The sequence below is a fragment of the Streptomyces sp. HmicA12 genome, assembly GCF_000373565.1.
Lineage (GTDB): Bacteria > Actinomycetota > Actinomycetes > Streptomycetales > Streptomycetaceae > Streptomyces.
In genome coordinates this window covers 243,994-264,520 of sequence record NZ_KB891798.1, presented here as the reverse complement: position 1 = coordinate 264,520, position 20,527 = coordinate 243,994, and the positions used below count along the sequence as shown (strand labels likewise).

The 20,527-nt window shown below is 68.6% G+C and carries 14 protein-coding genes; 5 read left to right on the top strand and 9 right to left on the bottom strand.

Annotated elements, in window-relative coordinates; all coding sequences use genetic code 11:
* Positions 1 to 1,095 carry an aminotransferase class I/II-fold pyridoxal phosphate-dependent enzyme gene (locus B072_RS0105000; RefSeq protein WP_106432825.1) on the bottom strand — a complete coding sequence of 365 codons (1,095 nt, stop codon included), beginning with the start codon at positions 1,093 to 1,095 and terminating at the stop codon, positions 1 to 3.
* Positions 1,096 to 1,305: 210 nt separating this feature from the next.
* Between B072_RS0105000 and vioC the strand changes: the two genes are divergently transcribed.
* Positions 1,306 to 2,331, top strand: coding sequence for an arginine beta-hydroxylase, Fe(II)/alpha-ketoglutarate-dependent (gene vioC / locus B072_RS0104995; protein ID WP_018528835.1), 1,026 nt, complete (start codon positions 1,306 to 1,308; stop codon positions 2,329 to 2,331).
* Between the two features lie 197 nt (positions 2,332 to 2,528).
* On the opposite strand, the gene vioD is transcribed toward vioC, so the two are convergent.
* The 4 genes from vioD to B072_RS0104975 form a co-directional block, all read right to left on the bottom strand.
* Positions 2,529 to 3,644: a capreomycidine synthase gene (vioD, locus tag B072_RS0104990; protein WP_018528834.1), complete on the bottom strand. Its 1,116-nt coding sequence runs from the start codon at positions 3,642 to 3,644 to the stop codon at positions 2,529 to 2,531.
* Positions 3,641 to 4,789, bottom strand: a complete 1,149-nt coding sequence (locus tag B072_RS42440) for a MupA/Atu3671 family FMN-dependent luciferase-like monooxygenase (protein WP_078506294.1) — start codon at positions 4,787 to 4,789, stop codon at positions 3,641 to 3,643. The genes vioD and B072_RS42440 overlap by 4 nt, the downstream gene beginning before the upstream one ends.
* Positions 4,681 to 4,923, bottom strand: a complete 243-nt coding sequence (locus B072_RS42435) for an MbtH family protein (protein ID WP_018528832.1) — start codon at positions 4,921 to 4,923, stop codon at positions 4,681 to 4,683. Before B072_RS42435 ends, B072_RS42440 begins: the two co-directional genes overlap by 109 nt.
* Positions 4,924 to 5,039: 116 nt before the next feature.
* A complete protein-coding gene (locus B072_RS0104975; RefSeq protein ID WP_018528831.1) occupies positions 5,040 to 6,200 on the bottom strand; it encodes an aminotransferase in 1,161 nt (386 codons plus the stop codon).
* 286 nt (positions 6,201 to 6,486) lie between these two features.
* On the opposite strand from B072_RS0104975, the gene B072_RS0104970 reads away from it, so the two are divergent.
* Complete coding sequence (locus B072_RS0104970; RefSeq protein ID WP_018528830.1) at positions 6,487 to 8,832, top strand: M20/M25/M40 family metallo-hydrolase; 2,346 nt, start codon at positions 6,487 to 6,489, stop codon at positions 8,830 to 8,832.
* Positions 8,833 to 8,973: 141 nt separating this feature from the next.
* Here the strand turns inward: B072_RS0104970 and B072_RS0104965 are convergent, their stop codons facing one another.
* Complete coding sequence (locus B072_RS0104965; protein WP_018528829.1) at positions 8,974 to 12,216, bottom strand: condensation domain-containing protein; 3,243 nt, start codon at positions 12,214 to 12,216, stop codon at positions 8,974 to 8,976.
* A gap of 249 nt (positions 12,217 to 12,465) precedes the next feature.
* Here B072_RS0104965 and B072_RS0104960 point away from each other — a divergent pair, with 249 nt between their 5' ends.
* The gene (locus B072_RS0104960) at positions 12,466 to 13,227 is read left to right on the top strand and encodes a thioesterase II family protein (RefSeq protein WP_018528828.1); all 762 of its coding nucleotides are present in this window, start codon (positions 12,466 to 12,468) and stop codon (positions 13,225 to 13,227) included.
* Here the strand turns inward: B072_RS0104960 and B072_RS0104955 are convergent, their stop codons facing one another.
* Complete coding sequence (locus tag B072_RS0104955; RefSeq protein WP_078506291.1) at positions 13,228 to 16,884, bottom strand: AMP-binding protein; 3,657 nt, start codon at positions 16,882 to 16,884, stop codon at positions 13,228 to 13,230.
* On the opposite strand from B072_RS0104955, the gene B072_RS0104950 reads away from it, so the two are divergent.
* A complete protein-coding gene (locus tag B072_RS0104950; protein ID WP_043243310.1) occupies positions 16,883 to 17,878 on the top strand; it encodes an NADP-dependent oxidoreductase in 996 nt (331 codons plus the stop codon). The two genes, B072_RS0104955 and B072_RS0104950, sit on opposite strands and share 2 nt — an antisense overlap.
* Positions 17,879 to 17,976: 98 nt before the next feature.
* Here the strand turns inward: B072_RS0104950 and B072_RS0104945 are convergent, their stop codons facing one another.
* Positions 17,977 to 18,546 (bottom strand): dienelactone hydrolase family protein, encoded by a 570-nt coding sequence (locus tag B072_RS0104945; RefSeq protein ID WP_026245459.1) that lies wholly within the window; start codon positions 18,544 to 18,546, stop codon positions 17,977 to 17,979.
* 474 nt (positions 18,547 to 19,020) lie between these two features.
* Between B072_RS0104945 and B072_RS46225 the strand changes: the two genes are divergently transcribed.
* Positions 19,021 to 19,701: a helix-turn-helix transcriptional regulator gene (locus tag B072_RS46225; RefSeq protein ID WP_199791005.1), complete on the top strand. Its 681-nt coding sequence runs from the start codon at positions 19,021 to 19,023 to the stop codon at positions 19,699 to 19,701.
* Positions 19,702 to 19,703: 2 nt separating this feature from the next.
* Here B072_RS46225 and B072_RS0104940 read toward each other — a convergent pair whose 3' ends face one another.
* The gene (locus B072_RS0104940; RefSeq protein ID WP_018528824.1) at positions 19,704 to 20,516 is read right to left on the bottom strand and encodes a metallophosphoesterase family protein; all 813 of its coding nucleotides are present in this window, start codon (positions 20,514 to 20,516) and stop codon (positions 19,704 to 19,706) included.
* Positions 20,517 to 20,527: the final 11 nt, after the last annotated feature.

Sequence of the window (20,527 nt, the reverse complement as noted above, 5' to 3'; positions counted from 1 at the left end):
TCACCTCCGGGCGGAGTAGGCGTCGGCCAGGGCGGCGGCTGCGGCGTGGACGACTTCGTGCGGTCGTGCGAGCGACATGCGGATGCTGCGCAGGCCACTGGCAGGATCGGCCCAGTAGAAGGGGGCGCAGGGCAGCACGTGCGCCCCGCGGGCCCTCAGGTCGTTGTAGAGCTGCGCGGAGTCGGGGCCGCCCTCCGGCAGGGCGACCCGCGCCACACTGATCTGGGAGTCGGGGTCGGCCAGGCCGGTACCGACCGCCTCGATCGCCTCGCGCACCGCGTCGCGGTTCCGCTCGACGAGCGCGCGGGCGCGTTCGTATCCGCCGTCCGCCCAGTCCCCGGCAAGTGCCTCGACCAGCTGCAGCACCACCGGTGACGCGGCCAGCATCGACTCGGAGAAGGCACGTCGGATGGGGAGCGTGGTGCGTTCGCTGTAGGCGAGCATGCCGATCTTCAGCTCGTGCATCGGCCAGAGCTTGCCGGTGTCCTCGATGATGATCCAGTCCGCACCCGCGGCATCGAGAACGGCGTAGGTGTCGTACTGCGCGTCGCGCACCTGGCCGCGGAAGCTGGCGTCGACGATCACCGTCTGGCCGTGCCGCGCGGCGTGTTCGGCCAGGGACCGCAGATGGCCCTCCGGGGTCACCATGCCCGTCGGATTGTTCGGCAGGGTGATGACGACGGCGCTCACCGGCGGTCCTGGCCAGTCCTGGTTGACCAACGCCTCTTCCTGCAGCGGGACCAGTTTCAGACCCCGGGTCTGGAAGAGGTCGGCGATGTTGTCGAACGTCGGATGCAGGACGGCGACGGTCGCGCCGGCCGGCAGTGCCCGCGCCACGATGTCCGTGGCGAGGGTCGAGGAGTAGCAGGACAGGATGCGGCCCGTCCCGATCGGTGCCGTGCGCTGTCCGATGGCACCGAGGAAGGCGGTGTGCGCCGCCTCTTCGATCGTCGGAAAAGCTCGGCGAGTGGCGATCGCGAACATCTCCGGGATGCGGGCGACAATGGCTGCCTGCTCCGGCGTCAACGCCAGTCGCGCATGTCCGTCCGTCAGATTCAAACGACCATCGAGATCGGTCAGTGCGTCGACTTCCATCAAGGTCAGGTTCGCGGTCACAAATTCCCTCGTCTGCCGATATCACGGATGCCGAATCGGGATCAACGTGGGTGACCCTATTTTGGGAGGGCGCGGATTACTTGTCCCTTGTATTGGGCACCTCCACCTCCGCTGTGCGGGCTCCTACGCTCGTGCGTGCTCTGCGTGTTCATGAACTCGCCGCGAACCACGGCGGCAGAAGGAAGTGCGATGAACAAGCTCACGCTGACGGCGCACGAGCGTACGGGAGTCGGACCGCTGCTCAGCGACATCGCCGTCCGGTACACCACCGTCGAGGATCCGGAGCTCCAGCGCCAGGCTCCGCTGCTTGCCCGGCGATTGCCCACGCGGCTTCTGGAGTTCCTCGAGGACCACCGGTTGCGCGAGCCGGCAGCGCTCTGCCTGGTCTCGGGCTTCGAGGTGAACGAGGACGAGATCGGGCCGACGCCGGAACACTGGCGCGGCAGTGACGTCTCCTCGCCCACCCTGCGCCACGAGGTCTTCTTCCTGCTGTGCGCCTCGGTGCTGGGCGACTTCTTCGGCTGGTCGACCCAACAGGACGGCCGGATCATGCATGATGTCCTGCCCATCAAGGGCCACGAACACTATGAACTCGGTTCGAACAGCCTCCAGCACCTGTCCTGGCACACGGAGGATGCGTTCCATCCCTGCCGCGGGGACTACGTCGCCCTGATGTGCCTGAAGAACCCCGACGCGGTCGAGACGACGATCTGCGACGCGGGCGATCTCGACTGGTCCGGGCTCGATGTCGAAGCGCTCTTCGAACCGGTCTTCACACAGCTGCCCGACAACTCCCACCTGCCCGTGAATTCGACGTCAACAGCCGATCCGACGATCCGACGGCTGCGCGAGGACAGCTTCAGGACGATCGAGGAGTGGAACGCGAACCCGGTGAAGCGACCGGTGCTTTTCGGTGACCGGACCGATCCCTACATGGTGCTCGACCCTTACCACATGAAAACCGAGGGATGGAGCGAACGCTCGCTGTCCGCATACACCGGGCTGTGCGACGAGATCGAATCCAAGATGAAGGGCGTCGCCCTGGAACCGGGCGACGTCGCTTTCATCGACAATTTCCGTGCGGTGCACGGCCGCAAATCCTTCCGGGCCCGTTACGACGGCAGCGACCGTTGGCTCAAGCGCCTCAACCTCACGCGCAATCTGCGCGGTTCACGGGCCTGGCGCCCGGCCGCGGACGACCGGGTCATCTACTAGGTCGTGTCCGCAAAGTCCCTCCGTCCGCCCGGAGGGCGGGCCCTGCGGCGTCAATGGGGTCTCCCCTGCTCGAACGGAGTTGAGAGCTTGGGGAAGCGTGCCAGGCGTCGCAGGGCAGGAGGGACTTTGCGGACACGACCCAGGACGCGCCCCGACGCCCCAGCCGTGAGTCCGGCAGCCTTCCGAGGCTGCCGGACTCACGGCTTCAACAGCCGATCCAGGTTGGTCAGTCCGGCCGTGAGCTCGGCGCCGGTGCCTCCGAAGCCCAGCCGGACATGGTTGCGGTACGCGTCTCCGAAGCACTCCCCGGGGACCAGCAGCGTGCGGAACTCCTCGGCGAGCCTGCGGCACACCTCGGTCACGTCCCGGACGCCGCGCAGCTCGACGAACGCGCTGACACCACCCTCGGGCGGCGTCAACCGGACGTGGTCAGGACGCTCCCTCGCCCATGCGAGCAGGAGTTCCCGGTTCTCCAGCGCGTGTGCGCGCTGCATCGCGACGATGCGATCCGCGTTGCGGACGGCCCGTTCCGCGAAGAACTCGAGGACCGGCGAGACGTAGAGCGCCACGTAGTCGCGCAGATAAGCCATCTCCAGCAGCAGCTTGGGGGGTGCCAGGCACCAGCCGGTGCGGATGCCCGCCAGTCCGTAACTCTTCGAGAACGTGCCGAAGGACAGGCTGCGCTCGTAACGGTCGTGCGGCAGCGGCAGATTCGCGGCCTCATAAGTGATCTCGCCGAAGGCGTTGTCCCACACGAGCCATGCGCCGGCCGCGTCCGCGATCTCGATCAGCTCGTCCTGCTGTTCGCGGGTGATGGTGATGCCTGTCGGGTTGTGGGGGAAGTTGACGACGATCATGCGCGGCCGCTCCGCCGCCACCAGTTCCCGCAGTCGGCTCATGTCGACGGCGAAGCCGTCATCGCAGGAGAGATCCCATCGCCTCAGACGACAGCCGCGGGCCACGGCGATGTCATGGAGTTGCTGGTAGGCCGGATCGACGACGATGACGTCGTCCCCGGGCCGCACCAGGGTCTGCATGACGAGCCAGATGGCCTCGCTGGATCCGTGGGTGACCATGACGCGCTCGCTGTCACCGCCGGTCCAGCGATCGGCCAGCGCGACGCGCAGATCCCGCCCTCCGAGGGGCTCGCTGTCGTGGAACGGAAGCGCCGACAACTCGGCCAGGTCGAAGCCGGCGATGTCGCACAGCTCACCGACCGTCAGATCCCGTACGCCGCTGCTGCCGATGTCGTGCTCGACCGCGTGGTAGTAGCGCCGCATCCATTCTTCGAGCTTCGCGAGCGGCAGTTTCATTGCTCCCCCAACCTTCCGACGGACGCGGCGAGTTCGCCAAGATCGTCAAAGCTCTCGAGCACCAGCTCCGGGTCGATGCCGAAGTCCACCAGGCAGGCGATTTCGGTGACACCGATCGCGCCGAAGCGGCGGACCAGCTCCGTGCAGGTGGCCCTGTCGCCGACGAGGCCTCCACCGTCTCGAAGCCGCGCCTTCGCCGTTGCCACCATGTCGTCCAGATCGGCCGCGGAGACGTCCGCCACCTCGTTGCGCAACTGCAGATCGAGGTGGCGGCGGATGTAGGCGTCATAGGACGAGTCGAGCGCTTCCGCCACGGCGCGCGGATCATCGTTGATGTACGTGTGCAGCATCAGCCCGACCCGAGGGTCCGGAGTGTGTCCGGACGGCACGAACGCGGAACGGTAGAGGGCGATGCGTCGTTCGAGGTCGTCGAGGCGTCTTCCGGTGAAGTTCGTGACGATTCCCATGCCGCGCCGGGCCGCGTGCAGGAACGTCGTGTCGGACTGTCCGGACATCCACAGGGGAATCTCGGATCGTCGCGGTCGCGGATAGGTCATGACCGAGATCTGGTCACCGTTTCCATCGGTACGTTTCTCGGCACCCCCTTGCCACAGCCGCGTGAATCGGTCCATGGCATCGTCCAAGGACGCGAGTCGCCCCTCGTAGGCCTCCGGCGCCAGGACGAAGTCGTTGGCGTGCCAGCCACTCGAGAAGGCGATCTCCGCGCGTCCCGCCGACAGGTTGTCGACCACCGACCATTCCTCGGCGACCCGGACCGGATCGTGCAAGGGAAGCACGACGCTGCCCGCCCTGATCGCGACCCTGTCGGTCGACACGGCGAGTGCGGCGCCCAGCACCGAAGGATTCGGGTACAGACCGCCGAACACGTTGAAGTGCCGTTCAGGAGTCCACACTCCGCACAGGGCGCTGTCATCGATACGAGCGGCGACGGCCTTCACCAGCGCGTACCGGTCCGCTCCCGCCCCTCTCTCCTCCGCGTCCGCGTCCGCGGAGAAGAAGAAGATGCTGGCATCCACTAGGCGACCCCGCTGTGCCGCGCTGTCTCCCTGTCGGCTCCGGTGCCTCCGGGGCGGGCGCTGCGCGGCCGCAGATCGGTCCACGTCGCCTCTATGTAGTGCAGACATCCTTGGCGCGTGTCCGCTTCATGGCTGATGTTCCACCCGGGCGGCACCTCGAGAACCGTCGGCCACAGGGAGTACTGCTCTTCGTCGTTCACGAGCACGAGGAAGGTGCCATCGGGATCATCGAACGGATTCATGGTCCTCACTCATCGCATGTCGACAGCTCGGGCAAGAGGCAAGTTACCGCCGCACCATCCGCTTGCGGTGTCCCGTGAAGCCAGGACACCGACGGCCTGACACGCGGCGGGAGGGGTCAGTCGGCTCCCATGGCCCGGAAGCGGTCCGCGAGTTCGGACATGGCCCCCGGGTCGGCGTTTCCGACGCTCACCCGCAACGTCTGCCGGTCCTCCGGGAGGAACGCGCTACCGGGAACCACCAGCACACCATGGTCCTGGACGAGCGCACGCACGACGTCCGCGGTCGTCCGCTCGGCGAAGGGGTGCTTGATCCAGCCGAAGAACCCTCCGCACGAGAGCAGTTCGAACCCGCCCGGCCGGTCGGCCATCACCTCGTCCAGCCAGGCCCTGCGGTCCGCGAGCTCCCGCGCGCGGTCGACCCGCCACTGGTGGGCCTGCGTCAATCCCATCCACGCGGCTTCCTGACCGATCCGCGGGGCGCAGACCGCCACGCAGTCGAGGAGCTTGCACACCTCACGGTTGAGCTCGGCCGACGCCACCACCGCACCGACGCGGTAGCCGGGAATGGCAAGGTCCTTGGAGAACGAGTGGAGGCTCACCACTGTGCGTGTCCACGCCGGGTCGGCGAAGAGGTCGTGCGCCGGCCGGTCGGTGCTCCGGAAGGAGCGGTAGGTCTCGTCGACCACCAGCGCGATGTCGTGCCGCGCGGCCAACGACGCGAACGCGGCGATCTCCTGCGCGGGCATCGTCACGCCGGTCGGATTTCCCGGGGTGACGAGTACGATCGCGCGCGTCCGCCCGGTGATCAGCGGTTCGGCGTCCACCGCCCGTGGCACCAGGTTCTCATCGGGCTCCAGGTACACCGGCTCGATGCCGTTCATCCGGAGCCACATGTCGTGATTGAAGTAGTACGGGAGTGCCACCACCACCTCGTCGCCAGGGCCGGCCAACGCCGAGGCGACCAGCGAGAACGCCTGGTTGCACCCTGCGGTGACGACGACGTGTTCAGCGCTCACCCGCCCTGCGTACGCCTCGCTCAGTTCGGCGGCCATCGTGGCACGCAGCCGCGGTATTCCGGGAACCTCGGTGTACTCGCTGCCCTCGCCACGACGCACCAGGTCGGCAACGTACTCGCTCACCACCTGAGCCGGCGGATACTGCGGGGCCGCCTGCGCGAGATCGAGCAGCTTCCCGGAGTGCCCGTGCTCCTCCAGCAGTTCGTACGCGGAGCTGATGGGTGAATCACGCTGCTCGACCGTCTGACTCCGCAGCCGCATGGCCCTTGTCCCCCTGTGGTCGCACGGTTGTCGGCGGCGATCGTTCGCCACCGGGAAGCGTGCCCTCACCGTAACGATCTGCACAGGTTCCGACCTGTCCCCCTTTCACAGCACAGACGTCGAGGGGCGTGCGCGGGGCTCGTCCGGTACCGGCCCCACCGAGGCCCGAGGGGGCGGCCCTCACCGCAGGAGTCCCTGAAACCGGGGAGTGCTCGCGTCTGCTACGGCTGCCGGACCATGGGATCCCGGTAGGACAGTGCTCTCTGATGACAGGTCAGCCACGTCTATGACGACCCAGCAACAGACACCGCCGCCCTCGACCGCACAGCGCGGGGCCTCGCCCACCCCATGGCACCGGCGCGCGGCGTCGGTCACGATCGCACTCGTGCTGCTGCTGGCCGGCACGGCGAGTATCTGGTCCATGCGGCCTCCCGCTCCCAGGCCCGCCTCGGTGCCGCAGACAGAGTTCTCCGCGCAGCGCGCCCTCTCCAGGATCGACGACATCGCCGCCACTGCGCATCCCGCGGGCTCCGCGGCCGCGGCTGACGTGCGCGCCTTCCTCGTTCGTGAACTGCGCGGCCTCGGCGTCCGGCCCACCGTGCAGACGCGCGTGGCGTCCCGTCTGCCGTCGGGTGGTTATCCGACGCTCGCCCGAGTGAGCAACGTGCACGCTCACATACCGGGTTCGAAACCCACCGGCCGGGTCCTGCTGGTGGCCCATTACGACTCCGTGCCCACAGGCCCGGGAGCCAGTGACAACGGCACCAATGTCGCCGCAGTCCTCGAGATCGTCCGTACGCTGCGCTCGCTGCCGCAGGCGCGCAACGACATCGACGTGCTGTTCACCGATGCCGAGGAGCCCGGCCTGCTCGGCGCCCAGGGGTTCGTCGATTCGGGAGCGGTCGGCGATCCGCGTCGAGTCGCCGTCGTGAACCTGGAGGCCCGCGGCGTGTCGGGCCCTGCCCTGATGTTCCAGATGGAGGGCGGTCTGACCTCGACGGTCGCCGATTCGGACGCGGTGACCTCCTCGTTCGCGGGTGCCTTGTACAGCCTGCTTCCCAACGACACCGACCTCACCGTCCTGGCCGCCGATGGCATGCGCGGGATCAACTTCGCCTACATGGACGGCGTCGCCCGCTACCACACGGCCGGCGACGACATCGCCCACGTGAACGCCGGAAGCGTGCAGGACATGGGGGACTCCGGCCTCGCTGCCGTGCGCTCGCTGAGCGCCGTCGACCTCGCCTCGGACGAGCCCGCGGGCACCTATTTCTCCCTGTTCGGCACGGTCGTCTCCTACCCTGGCTGGCTCACTCTGCCGCTGGCCGTCGCCGCGCTGGTGCTCCTCGTCCTGGTCATGATCCGCGGTCGGCGTCACGGTCTGCGCCCCTCGCGGGCCGGACTCGCCGCGGGCTCGTTCTCGGCCGTCCTCCTGGCCGCCGCGGGGGTCGGCTTCGGCGGATGGTGGCTGCTGACCGCGCTCCAGCCCGCTTTCGGCCTGGGCATCGGTGCCGTGTACCACCCGATGCCGTATCTCGCATCGGGTGCGCTGGTGATGGTCGTGGTCCTGCTGGTCTGGTACCGGTGGGCACGTCGTCGCATGTCGCCCACAGAGGCGTCCACCGGTGTACTCGGCTGGTTCGTGGCGCTTTCACTGATCGGCGCCGTCCTCCTGCCCGGAGGTGCCTATCTGTTCACCTGGCCGGCCCTGATCGGTCTGGGCACCCTGCTCTCGACGTTGTCCGTCGCACCCCGCTCGCCGCTCCACCTGCTGGCCGCCGGGGCTGCGGCACTGCCTGCCACCGTGCTGCTGCTTCCCGTTGCGGTGCTGGTGACGACCGCTGTCGGACTCGGGCTGGGCGCCGCTCCCCTGCTGATGCTGACCCTGCTCGCCGCGACGGCGCTTCCCCTCGTCGAGCCACGGCCGAGCCGCCGGGTCTCTGCGGCACTCGGGGCGATCCTGCTCCTGGGAACGGCGGCGACCGCGGCCGTCGCCGCGTCCATGAACGGGTACAGCGCCGTGAATCCGCGCCCGGTCAGCCTCGCTTACGCCTGGAAAGCCAATACGGGAAAGGCCACTTGGCTGAGCCGGGGCGGACAGGACCAGCCGGCCGTGGGACGGCTGCTCACCGCAGGACCGAGTCGGCTCGACGACCGGATTCCGTCCCTGTCCGGCGTGCCGCTGTATCACGGCCGCGCACCGGAGGCCCCCGGTCTCCCCGAGCCCCGCGTCAGACGGGCCGCTCCCGAAGACGTCGACCCCACGACCGGGCAGCGCACCGTGCGACTGCACCTCACCCTGCCCGACGACGTCTTCATGGTGGACGTCTTCGCGGACACCACCCACCACTCGGTGCAGGGCGCGACGGTCGACGGTGTGCACATCGATACGGCGAAGAGCGCGCTGGCCGAGCCCTGGGGCTGGGGATTCCGGTACGCCGCGCTTTCCGGCAAGGGCATCGACCTCACCCTCCGGGTGAAGGGCAAAGGCCCGCTGCGCCTTCGCGTCCTGTCCACGGCCTCCAGCCTTCCGGACGGTGTCGACGCACCGCGGCTCGCTCCGGGTACCGGTTGGGCGGGCTTCCCGGTGCTGTCCGGTCAGACCATCGCCGTACGAGACTTCTCGGTCTGACCGGATCGGGTGGACCCCTGTGGGGTCCACCCGGTGTCGCTGGGTCGGCGACGTCCTGCCCTGGACACCGGATGCAAACGGCTGATCTCCCGGCGGACTTGTCCGTCGGGAGATCAGCCGATGCGCGCCGGGCCGCCTCGTTCAGGCGTCGCGGGACACCTCTGCCTCCAGATCGCTGAGCAGGGCCTCGACATCCTCGACCGGCTCCTGCTCGGCCTGGCGGTACGCGATGCGCCGCGCCAGCATCTCGACCGTCGCCGACGCGAAGATGTCGCGCAGGGTGAGGTTCACCTGGACGGTCTCGCGGATCCGAATGTTCAGCTGCGTCGCGAGCAACGAGAATCCGCCCAGTTCGAAGAAGCTGTCATGGACGCCGACCCGGTCGACGTTGAGCAGGGCCGCGAGGATCTCGACGAGCTGCCGTTCCACGGGAGTTCGCGGAGCGACGTACCGGTCGGTGGTCTCGGGCGCATCCGGACGCGGCAGGGCGGCCAGGTCGTACGCGCCGTCCTCGGTCAGCGGCAGCCGGTCGAGCACCACGAGAGGCCACGGAAGCAGCGCGTCGGGCACCAGCGCCGCGAGCCGGGGTTGGGCCGCGGCCGGGTCGAACTCGCCGTTCTCGGTCACCAGATAGGCGACGAGCCCCGTACCCGCGCCGGTGTCCGCTTCCCTCGAGTCCACCACAAGGGCATCGACGACGCCCGGGAGCGAACGCAGCGCGCAGGCGGCCGGGAGGACCTCGGCCGTCGGGTCGCTGCCGACCGCGCCGACGAACTCGATCGTCCCGTCGGCCCAAAGCCGCCCGAGCTGCCCGCTCCGGCCGCTGCGCGTACAGAGTTCGGCGACTTCGCCGACCGCCGCGTCCTGCCCGCCGAGCCGCACGAGTCGCACGGGGCCGTGCACCACGTGGCCGAGGGGAATGCGCAGGGGTGCCGTCTCCACGGACCACCCGTCCGGTACGTCGTGGACCGCCGCTGGGCGGCCGTCGGGGCCGATGCCGTACAGGCCCGTGCACCGGGCGTCAGGGGCTGTGCGGCGCACCGCGACGACGTCCTGCGCCACGAAGGATCCCTCGTTCTCGACGATGACGTGGCGCAGGCCGGGCAAGGAGCAACCCGCCAGGCCGCGCAACACCTCTGGTCCCGTGTAGAGCACGCTGACGCCCCGGTTCTCCAGCTCCGCGGCCGGCGCGTTCGTTCCGCCGGCGGGTGTGGGGTCGACCAGGACCAGGGTCCCTCCCGCGGCGAAGGCCGTCAGGATCGCCGAGATCACATGGTGAGTGGAGCCGGAGAGCACGGCGAAGCGGTCGTGGGAGTCGAACCCGTACCGCGCCACCGCCCAATCGGGGCCGGTCCCGAACCTGACCGCATCAGTGCCCGACGCCGTTCCGTCGCTCTGCGCATCACCGGCATCGACGGCGTACGTCCCGTCGGTTCCGAACCGCATGGTGATGCGCGAGCCGTCGGCGCGCACCACCAAGCCACCGAGGGCCTCCGGGGCATCGCCCGCACGATCCAGGGAAACCCGGATTCCGGCCCGCAGGCATCCCAGGAGCGCGGCCACACAGAGAGCGGAGGGCTGCCACGCGAGGACGACCTGGCCCTCGGAGTCGTCGAGCCGACGGCTCGCCGCGTGGGCGGGCAGGTGTCGTGTCAGCGTCCGGAAGACCCGGTCGGCGACGGCGTCCATGCGGCGATAGGTCCACTCACCGGCGCTGTCGACGACAGCGACCGCGTCAGGGTCGGCCGCCGACTGCGGTCCACGGGCCGGTCGGGGAGAATCCACTGCCGGGCCGTCGCACGCGGTCGGGACACTGGCCTGTGCGCTCAGCGGGCGGTCGGGGTCTCGCGTCGCGGCCCGCAGGAGCTCCGTCATCTGGTCCAGAAGCTGCTCGATCATCGCCCGCTCATAGCGGTGAGCATCGAATTCCAGATCGAGGCGGAGGATCCCGTCCCAGGTACGCGCGCTCAGGGTGAGCTCGAACTTGCTGGGACGGGCCGGGGTGTCCAACACCTCGCCCGTGGTGCCTGCCAGTGGATGGACCTCGGGGGTGTCGACCCCGTTCAGGATCACCTGGAACAACGGCGTCCGGGACGGGACACGCGTGGCCGGAAGCTCGCCGACCAGCAGATCGAGCGGTGCTTCCGCATGCGCGTATCCACCGTGGGCCGCCTTGCGGGCCCGGGCGAGGAGTTCGGCGAACGTCGGGTCGCCACGGAGGTCCAGTCGGAACGGAAGGGTATTGACGAAGAAGCCGATGAGATTCTGCAACCGGGCGTCGGCCCGCCCAGTGATCGGTACCCCGATCACCACGTCGTCCTGGCCGGACCAGCGGCTGAGAACTGTCCCGAACCCGGCGAGGAGTGCCATGAACACGGTGGCGTCGGCCTTGCGGCACAACTCGCCGAGTGCGCTCGTCTCGGCTTTTGAGAGCGCGGCGGACATGCGTCCGCCCACCAGAACGTCGTCCGGCGTGCTGCGCCGCCGACTGGGGAGCGCCAGGAAGGCAGGGGCGCCGGCGAGATGCTCGCGCCAGTAGTCCACCTGTTGCGCGAGGTACTCGCCGGTCAGCCATCTCCGTTGCCAGACGGCGAAATCGCGGTACTGGACCTGCAGTTCGGGCAGTTCCGCCCGCTGTGGATCGCCCCCCACCGCGTACAGCGCCGAAAGCTCCCGCACGAAGACACCGACCGACCAGTCGTCGCACACGATGTGGTGTGCGGTGATGCTCAGCAGGTACTCGGCCTCACCCACACGGATCAGCAGGCAGCGCACCAGAGGGCCGTGTTCGAGGCTGAAGGGCTCTGCGGCATCGGCGTCCATCAGTGCCTGCGCCCGGCCCTCACCGTCGGGCTCGGCGCGCAGGTCCTCGAAACGGAGATGCCAGTCGTCCGCCAGGCCGTCGACGATCTGCACGGTGCGGCCGTCCTGTACGGGGAACCGGGAGCGCAGTGCCTCGTGCCGGTCCATGATGGCGCGCAGTGAGGCGTCCAGGACAGCCACGTCCACCTCGCCGCTGAGCCGTTGCCGGCCGTGGACGTGGTAGGCGGCGCTCGGCAGCAACTGGTCCTCCAACCAGAGCCGTTGCTGATCGTAGGACAGCACGGGCTCGGCGCCCGTGGGGCGCCGGTCCACCGCCGGCCACTGGGCGGGCACGGCGTCCATCACGTGCCGCGCCAGGGTGGCGGCCACGGGAGACTCGAAGAAGTCCATCGCCCGGACCCGCACCCCGTACCGCTGGTGGATCTGTCCGAGCGCCCGCACGGCCATCAGCGAGCTTCCCCCGAGATCGAAGAAGTCGTCGAGCACGCCTACGTCGTCACGGCGGAGGATGTCGCGGAAGATCCCGCCGATCCCCTCCTCGACAGCGGATCGGGACGTCACAGGAGCGTCCCCGGCGGGGTCCGCCGCGTCCGAAGAGTGCGCGTCTTGGGAATCGGATGCATGGGGCGAAGGATGGAGGGCCACAACGCTCACGTTAGGCGCGGGTCCGGCCTTCGGGGACGTCGCAGAAAACGGGTACCGACGCCTCTGCGTCCCAGGTGGTGCCTGTCACCCGAACACCGGACAGGAGACCTGCGCGCAGGCCGGGTTGACTGGGCGTACCTGGATGCCCGGCGCAGAGGGAGCCTGATGTCACCGGTCGACAAGCTGTTTCCCTACCGGAGGGAAACCGACGGATTCGAGCTGTTCGCCTTTCCGCACATCGCAGCGGGCCCCACGCTCTTCCATCCGCTCCGCGACGCGGCCGCGCAGGAGGGAATCTCTCTGACCGGGGCCCTCTTGCCCGGGCGTGGACGCAGGGTCCGCGAGGCGCCGCACCACTCGATCGGCGCGCTGCTCGCCGAGATCGAAGAAGCGGCGACCCGCGACGGCTTCACCGCCTTCTCCGGCGACTACGGCCTGCTGGGGCACTGCTCCGGATCCCTCGTCGCCTTCGAGATCGCGCGTCTGCTCGTCCGGCTGCCGTGTGCGAATCCGCAGCTGCTCGTCGTCTGCAGCTGCCGACCGCCTGAACTCATTCCGGACACCGGCACCAGCAGGCTCTCCCGTGACGACATGTTCGCGCGTACCGCCGCGCTGGGCGGCATGCCGGACGCGCTCCTGGCCGACCAGGATTTCCTCGACCTGCTGGAGCGGCCCATGCGTGCGGACTGGGAGGTCTTCGACGGCTACGTTCACACGGTCGCCCCCGCGCTCCCCGTCCCGATCCTGACGGCGCGCGGGGCGAACGACCCGACGGTGCCCGCGGCGGAACAGCACCGCTGGAAGGCGCAGACCCGGGGCCTCTTCCGAAGTGTCGAGCTGAAGACCGACCACTGGATGCTGTCCGACGACGGATCCCGCGCCCTCACCCGCGAGATCACGGACATGCTCCGCGCGATCCGCGGCTGACTACGCGACGCCCTCGGAAAGGCGGGCGAGCGTCACGTCCGGATCGGCGGCGACCCGGTCCAGAACCGCCAGGTAGTCCCGCACGAGGCGATCGGCCGCCGCCGCGTCGAGCGATCCCGCACGGAACCGCAGCAGCCCGTGCGCGGTGCCGGACACCTCGGCGATCACGACTTCGACGGGTACCGCACCACCACCGAGACGCAGCGGGAACTTCTCGACCGGAAGGGACCCCAACCGGCCCCGGAGAGCCGGGGGGCCGACCTGGGCCAGCGCGGCGAGCTCGGTGGTGTCATGCTCCGTACTCGGCTGCTGCGACGGCGCCGAACCCCGCGCGCGAAGGTCACCGGTGGGGCGTGGGGGCGCCTGGTTGACGGTGAACAGCACCTCCACGAGATGGCCCCGGCCACCGACTCCGTGGCGCTCACGGAGCAGGGACATCGGGTAGTCCTGATGCTGCAGCGCGCCGATGACCTGCTGCCGCACCCGGCCGAGCAACGCGGGGAACGGCATGTCGTCGCTCACTGGGCAGCGGATCACGGAGGTGCCGGCGCAGCATCCGACGACGTCGGCGAACTCGGGACGAGTACGGCCCATCATGGGTGTCCCCACGACCAGATCGTGCTGCCCTGTCGTGCGGTGCAGGACCGCCATGAACGAAGCCAGCAGCAGCACGTACAACGTCACGCTCTCGTCGACGGCACGCGCGCGCAGCGCCTCCGTCAGCTCCGCGGTGAGCGCGAAATCGATCGCACCGCCCTCGCGCCGGCCCCCGTCCTGCCGGGGAAAGGTGACGCGTGGCCACACGGTGTCCACCCCGATCGCCAGCTGGTCGAGCCAGTGGCGTTCCAGGTGCCGTACGCGTTCCCGGTCGGACAGGACGGCATTGCGCCAGGCGGACACATCGGGATAGGTGGCTCGTGGCGGTGCCAGGAACAGTTCCTGGCCTGCGGCGTAGGCGCTGTAGAAGGCTCCCACCTCGCGGGCGAGGAGCGTGCTGGACCAGAAGTCCGTGATGATGTGGTGCATGCGCACGAGCAGCACTTCACCTGCGGCGGAGCGGTAGAGGGAGACGTCCAGCAGCGGATCGGCGGCCAGGTCGATGGGGGTGCTCGACACGGCCTCCAGGCGTGCGGTGAGGGCGTGTTCGTCCAGCTCCGGCACCTCGTGCACCCGAACCGTGACCGGGCTCTGCGGGTGGACGACCTGCACCAACTCCTCGTCCCTCGCCTCGAACGTGGTCCGCAGTGCCGGGTGTCGGGCCGCGACGGCGTCCAGCGCCCTTTGCAGCGCACCGAGATTCACCGACTCCGGCAGTCTCAGTGCCGTGGCGACGGTGAACTCGGGGTGGTCCGGTTCGAGTTGCTGCATCAGCCAGATCTCGCGCGCACCGTGCGACAGCGGTGCCTCCACCACGCCGGCCGTCGCGTCGCCGGCCGACGAGAGGGCGCCGTCCGTGGGCGTTCCCGTCTCGCTTGTGACGGGGGCACGCTGTGCGCGGCCGTCCGTGATCCGCTCGATCATCCCCTCCATGGTTCCGCCGGTGAGCACGTCACCGACCGGCACCGTGACGCCAAAAGCCGCTTCCACCCGGTGCTGCAACGTGACGACCGCGAGCGAGTCGAGGCCGAGCGCCAGCAGTGGAGCCTTCACGTCGAGGGTGTCGGACGCGACGTCGACCAGCTCCGCGACGAGCGCACGCAACCGGTACTCCACATCGTCGCGGGGGCCGGGCTGTGGATCGACCGCGGGCGCGGGGGCCGCGGGCACACGCTGCACGGTGGCCTCGTTCAACTCGCCTGCCAGGTAGCGCGCGCGACACAGACTGCGCTGGATCTTGCCGCTGGAGGTCTTCGGCACCGTGCCGGCCTTCACCAACAGGACCGTATGCACCCGCAGACCGTGGACGAGGGCCACAGCCTCGCGCAACCGGGCGGTGATCTCGGCAGGGTCGACGGTCTCGGACGCCGCGCGCACCTCCGTCACCAGGACCAGCTGCCCTTCGGCATGGTCGTCCGGTGCCTGGAACGCCGCGCAGCAGCCGACCCGCAGCGCCGGGTGCGCGTGTTCAGCGGTGAACTCGATGTCGTGCGGATAGTGGTTCTGGCCGCGGACGATGAGAACGTCCTTCAGCCGCCCCGTCACCACCAGCCGGCCCTCCAGCTGGAACCCCAGGTCCCCCGTACGCAGGTAGCGGGTGCTCTCACCCGCGAAGTGGGCGCCGAACACGCGCTCGGTCTCCGCAGGTCGGCGCCAGTAACCTCGGGCAACGCTCGGCCCTGCGACCCAGATCTCTCCCACTGTGCCCTCGGGGCATCGCTGCCCGGTAGCGGTGTCGACGATCGCGATCTCCTGATCGGCGGCCCCCGATCCGCAGGACACGAGCGAGACTTCCGAGCCCTCACCGGGCGCGGCGGCCGTGTTGCCGGCCAGTGCGGCGCGGTCGATCTGAAGTCGGGGAACGGGCTTGCCCAGTTCCGTGCCGCTCACGATCAGTGTGGCTTCGGCAAGCCCGTAGCAGGCCAGGAAGGCATCGGCCCGGAATCCCGCGGGGCCGAAGACAGCGGCGAACCTGTCGAGCGTCTCCGGGCGGGTCGGCTCGGCCCCGTTGAAGGCCACCTGCCATGAGCTCAGATCCAGCTGGGCGATCTCCTGCGGAGTGGCGCGGCGGGAGCACAGTTCGTAGGCGAAGTTGGGGCCGCCGCTGACGGTGACGCCGAGACTCGAGATCAACCGCAGCCAGCGCATCGGCTGTTCGAGGAAGTGCAGCGGAGACAGCATCGTCACGGGGCAGCCGGAGTACAGGGGTTGCAGCAGACCGCCGATGAGACCCATGTCGTGGTACGGCGGCAGCCAGATCAGGGCCTGGGTGTCGGCGTCGGTGCCGAAGTACCGCTGAATCATTCCCAGGTTGTGCAGCAGATTCTCGTGCGAGACCATCACGCCACGCGGGGCGGCCGTCGAGCCCGAGGTGTACTGCAGGAATGCCGTCGAGTCGGGATCCATCGCGACGGGGGTGGCCGTCTCCGCAGGCACGGCATCGACCGCGATCCATCGCAGCCTGCGCAACTGGGGCGCGTACTCGCCGAGATCGTCGATGAAGCCGAGCAGATCCGATGTCGTCAGGGCGATGACAGGATCGGCATCGTCCACCACACCGATGAGCCGGGGCAGGGTGCGTTGGCGCCGGAACGGATCCGGCGGATAGGACGGCACCGCCACCACTCCGGCGTAGAGACATCCGAAGAAGGCGGCTACGTAGTCGAGTCCGGGGGTCAGCAGCAGCAGGGCTCGATCTCCGGGCGCGGTGCCGGCGGCATGCAGCGCGGCGGCGATCGCGGATGCCCTTGCGTCCAGGTCTTTGTAGCTCAGCGTCTCCCGCTCGGCTTCACCGTCACTCAGGTAGGTGTACCCGATCGCGTCCGGCCGATCACCCGCACGGTCCCGCAACAATTCGGAGAGGGTGCGCGAGACCACGAGCTGTTCCTTCGGCGCCACGGTGAACCTCCAGCACAAGGGGCTGCACCCGCGCGCACGACAGGACCGCTGACGGCGACCGAGTGTCGGGACAACCGAAGCTAGACAACACCTGGCTAGGCGTCCTGTCACCGGAACTTGGGGCGCCGCCGATCCTCGGGCGGCACCTACCGTGAGGCGCATGATAGGCCGTGAGGTTCACCTGGTGTCGAGGCCCCTGGGCTGGCCGTCGGACAGCGATTTCTCCGTGGTCGACGTCGTGGTGGCCGAGCCGCAGGCGGGTGAACTGCTCGTACGCAACGAGGTGTTGTCCGTTGACCCCTACATGCGGGGACGGATGAACGAGATCCCGTCGTACGTAGCACCCTTCGACATCGGGCAGCCACTGGAAGGCGGCGCCGTCGGAACGGTGATCGAGTCCGGGTCCGCGCTCTTCGCGGCGGGGGACGTCGTCCTGCACCAGTCCGGCTGGCGCGAGTACGCGGTGATCGCGGAGGACGCCGCGACGCGGCTGGACCCCGACCTCGCCCCGCCCTCGGCCTATCTCGGAGTGCTCGGGATGCCCGGTCTCACCGCCTACGCGGGGATCCTGGAGGTCGCCGCGATGCGGCCGGGTGAGGTCGTCTTCGTGTCGGCCGCCGCCGGTGCCGTCGGCAGCGCTGCGGGACAGTTCGCTCGGTTGAAGGGGGCCGGGCGGGTCGTCGGATCCGCCGGCTCCCCGGAAAAGGTCGAGTACCTGCGCAGCATCGGGTTCGATGCCGCCTTCGACTACCACGAAGGCGCCCTGCGCCGCTCTCTGCGCACCGCCGCGCCGGACGGCATCGATGTCTACTTCGACAACGTCGGCGGAAGACACCTGGAGACCGCCATCGGCGCCATGCACCCGCACGGTCGGATCGCCCTGTGCGGCGCGATCTCGATGTACAACGCCCAAGAGACACCCGCGGCCCCCCGGAACCTGGCGCTCTCCACGGGCAAACGGCTCACCCTTCGGGGCTTCCTCGCCGGCGATTTCGCACACCTGCGGAATCAGTTCCTCGAGGAGGCCGCCACATGGCTGCGCGACGGACAGCTGCAGTACCGAGAGACGTTCGCCGAAGGCCTGCGGGCCGCCCCGTCCGCCCTTCTGGACATGATGCGCGGGCGCAACCTGGGCAAGATGCTCGTACGCCTTTGAACAGCACTGATGTCGGCCGACTCCCTGTCCGCACCGCGCACGCGCGGCCGGTCGCACGCCGCAGGCGGTGTGCGACCGGCCGCCGGTCTGCGCGTGACTCAGATCGTCGCGAGGAACCCCCGTACACGATCCATCAGCAGTTTGGACGCCTCCGCGTCGAAGGCGTCGAGCGAGGCGTCGGTGAACAGGTGCTGATCGCCCGGGTAGACGAACAGCTCTGCGGCCGAGGCGGACTTGACCAGCGCGCGTGCCGCCGGAAGGTCTTCGTCGAAGAACTCGTCGCCCTCTTTGCCGTGCAACTGCACCGGCACGCCGTCGGGCCAGGATTCCCCGTACTCGGCGACGGGGATGCAGGCGTGCATCAGCAGCGCACCACGCGCACCTGGCCGCGTCTGGGCAAGCTTCTGAGCGATCGTCACACCGAAGGAGAATCCGGCGTAGACAAGCGTCGGGTCGAGTTCCTCGGCCGCCGCCGCACCGCGCGCCCGGAGGGTGTCGAAGCCGGTCTCCCGCGCGAACTGCATACCCTCCTCAAGACTTCCGAAAGTGCGCCCCTCGAACAGATCCGGCGTATGCACGGTGTGGCCGTCCTGTCGCAGGCTCTCGGCAAACTTCTGGACGCCGTCAGTCAAACCCTGGATGTGGTGATACAGCAGAACTTCAGCCATTTCCGCAATCTCCTCCGTCTATTGATCGACGTTCCTCAAACGCATCAAAACGCTATCCCTTCACCCGACTACTGACAACCTCTCACCTCCCGTGCGCAGGGCGGCAATTGCGCGTGCATTCCGCGGGCGCCGGTGACCGGACGAGGAGCACGAACTTTCCGGGCGGCATCACTGCGGACAGCCGTCCGGCGAGTCGCCCGCACCCCGACTCCACGCCCAACTCCCTCACTTTCAGCAGGCGTTCTGCCACCGAGTGTCACGCATGCCGCACGGATCATGTTCCCGACTCCCCGAAGGTTGACATGTCCGCACAGGGGTACGAATGTTCCCCACTGAAGTACCTGTTTCACAGACGAACCTGACGCCACAACAGATTCAACGAGCATCACCCAGCACACCTGACGTCCGTCGATCGCGCTACCGCCAGTGGGCGCCCTCCTCGTTGGGAAACGCATGATTCGTACAGATTTGCTCGTGACCTCTCCCTGCTTCCTGCTCGGCCTGAGCCAGGTCCTGACAACGGCCGGCGTCAGAATCGTCGCCACCCGAACCTCCGCCCGCGAAGAGCCGTGCTGGCTCGCCGACGTGGCGGTCGTGGACGCCGACGCGGTCGCCGGAACGGACTTCGACGTCGTCGCGGACGCCGCTCGGTCCATGGCGGTTCTCATTCTCACCAATGAACTCTCTACAAAAGGCAAAGATTACATAAGGGCCGGAGTGACAGCCGTCATCAGTAAAGACGAACCGGGGTCAGAGATCGTCCGCGCCATCGAACTCGCCGCCGCAGGATCCGCCGGTCATTCAGCACTGACCCGGCCCAGCACGGACACCGCGAGCAATGCAGTCCAGGCTGGACAACCCACGCTCTCCGACCGTGAGCAGCAAGTTCTCACCCAGATCGCCCAGGGAAGAACGCACGGCCAGATAGCAACTCGCCTGGGCATAAGCCAGCACACCGTCGACACCTACGTAAAACGAATACGCGTCAAACTTGACGTTGGAAACAAAGCGGAGCTCACCCGCGCCGCTCTCCTCGGTAGATTCGTCACATCACCAGAAGAAGAGGAGTCCGTCGGCAGTACGAATATCACGATCCATGGTGAGCCCTCTGCCGATGCTTTTCGCTTGGGACGCGAAGGAGCGTCCGCGCCATAAGGTCAACGGGTGCTGACCCCACACGCGATCGACCGTGGTGCGAACGGTGTCGTCCGATACTTCCACTCTCGTGGATAGCCGAGGGAAACCTCCTCGATGGCGACACCGTCGTCGACCGACGACCGTGGCATGTGCAAATGGCCGTGCACGACAGTGTGGATGGGGAAGCGCTTGTGCCACTGCGCGGTGAGCCGCGTGCCGCACCACATGGCCAGATGCGAGGAGAACATCCGCCGCGTCGGTTCTTCCACCAAGGGGTAGTGGTTGACCACGATCATCGGGCGGTCCTGTCCGGCGACAGCCAACCGCTCCTCGGTCAACTCGACACGAGCGCGGCACCATTCCTGACGCGTGGGGTACGGGTCCGGGTGCAACAGCACTTCGTCACCGAACACGTGCCCCGCTTCCCATGCCGCCTCCAAGGCATCGTCGAGTGCGACGCCGGGGTCGCGGAACGAGTAGTCGTACAGGACGTGGACCGGGACGACGAGGAATTCCCGCTGCGGGCCGCGCCAGGTGGCGTACTCGTCCTCCGGCGTCAGCACATCTGCCTTGCGGCACATGTCCACCAAGCCGGCGTACCGCGCCACTCCCCGGCTCTGGTCCTCGTCACGCGGATGCGTCCACAGTTCGTGGTTGCCCGGTGTCCAGATGACCCGCCGAAAACGGCTGCGCAGATCCGCCAGCACTTCCTGTGTCCGTGATGACGAATCCGCCACGTCCCCGGCGACGAGGAGCCAGTCATCAGGATGCTGTGCGGCCAGTCCGTCGACCACGCTCTGGTTCGCCGGGTGTCCGACGTGAAGGTCGCTCACCGCCCACAGGT

Coding starts and splice junctions, on each gene's coding strand:
- B072_RS0105000 (WP_106432825.1), bottom strand. CDS start 1,095: ATGGAAGTCGACGCACTGACCGATCTCGATGGTCGTTTGAATCTGACG.
- vioC (WP_018528835.1), top strand. CDS start 1,306: ATGAACAAGCTCACGCTGACGGCGCACGAGCGTACGGGAGTCGGACCG.
- vioD (WP_018528834.1), bottom strand. CDS start 3,644: ATGAAACTGCCGCTCGCGAAGCTCGAAGAATGGATGCGGCGCTACTAC.
- B072_RS42440 (WP_078506294.1), bottom strand. CDS start 4,789: ATGTCTGCACTACATAGAGGCGACGTGGACCGATCTGCGGCCGCGCAG.
- B072_RS42435 (WP_018528832.1), bottom strand. CDS start 4,923: ATGAATCCGTTCGATGATCCCGATGGCACCTTCCTCGTGCTCGTGAAC.
- B072_RS0104975 (WP_018528831.1), bottom strand. CDS start 6,200: ATGCGGCTGCGGAGTCAGACGGTCGAGCAGCGTGATTCACCCATCAGC.
- B072_RS0104970 (WP_018528830.1), top strand. CDS start 6,487: ATGACGACCCAGCAACAGACACCGCCGCCCTCGACCGCACAGCGCGGG.
- B072_RS0104960 (WP_018528828.1), top strand. CDS start 12,466: ATGTCACCGGTCGACAAGCTGTTTCCCTACCGGAGGGAAACCGACGGA.
- B072_RS0104950 (WP_043243310.1), top strand. CDS start 16,883: ATGATAGGCCGTGAGGTTCACCTGGTGTCGAGGCCCCTGGGCTGGCCG.
- B072_RS0104955 (WP_078506291.1), bottom strand. CDS start 16,884: ATGCGCCTCACGGTAGGTGCCGCCCGAGGATCGGCGGCGCCCCAAGTT.
- B072_RS0104945 (WP_026245459.1), bottom strand. CDS start 18,546: ATGGCTGAAGTTCTGCTGTATCACCACATCCAGGGTTTGACTGACGGC.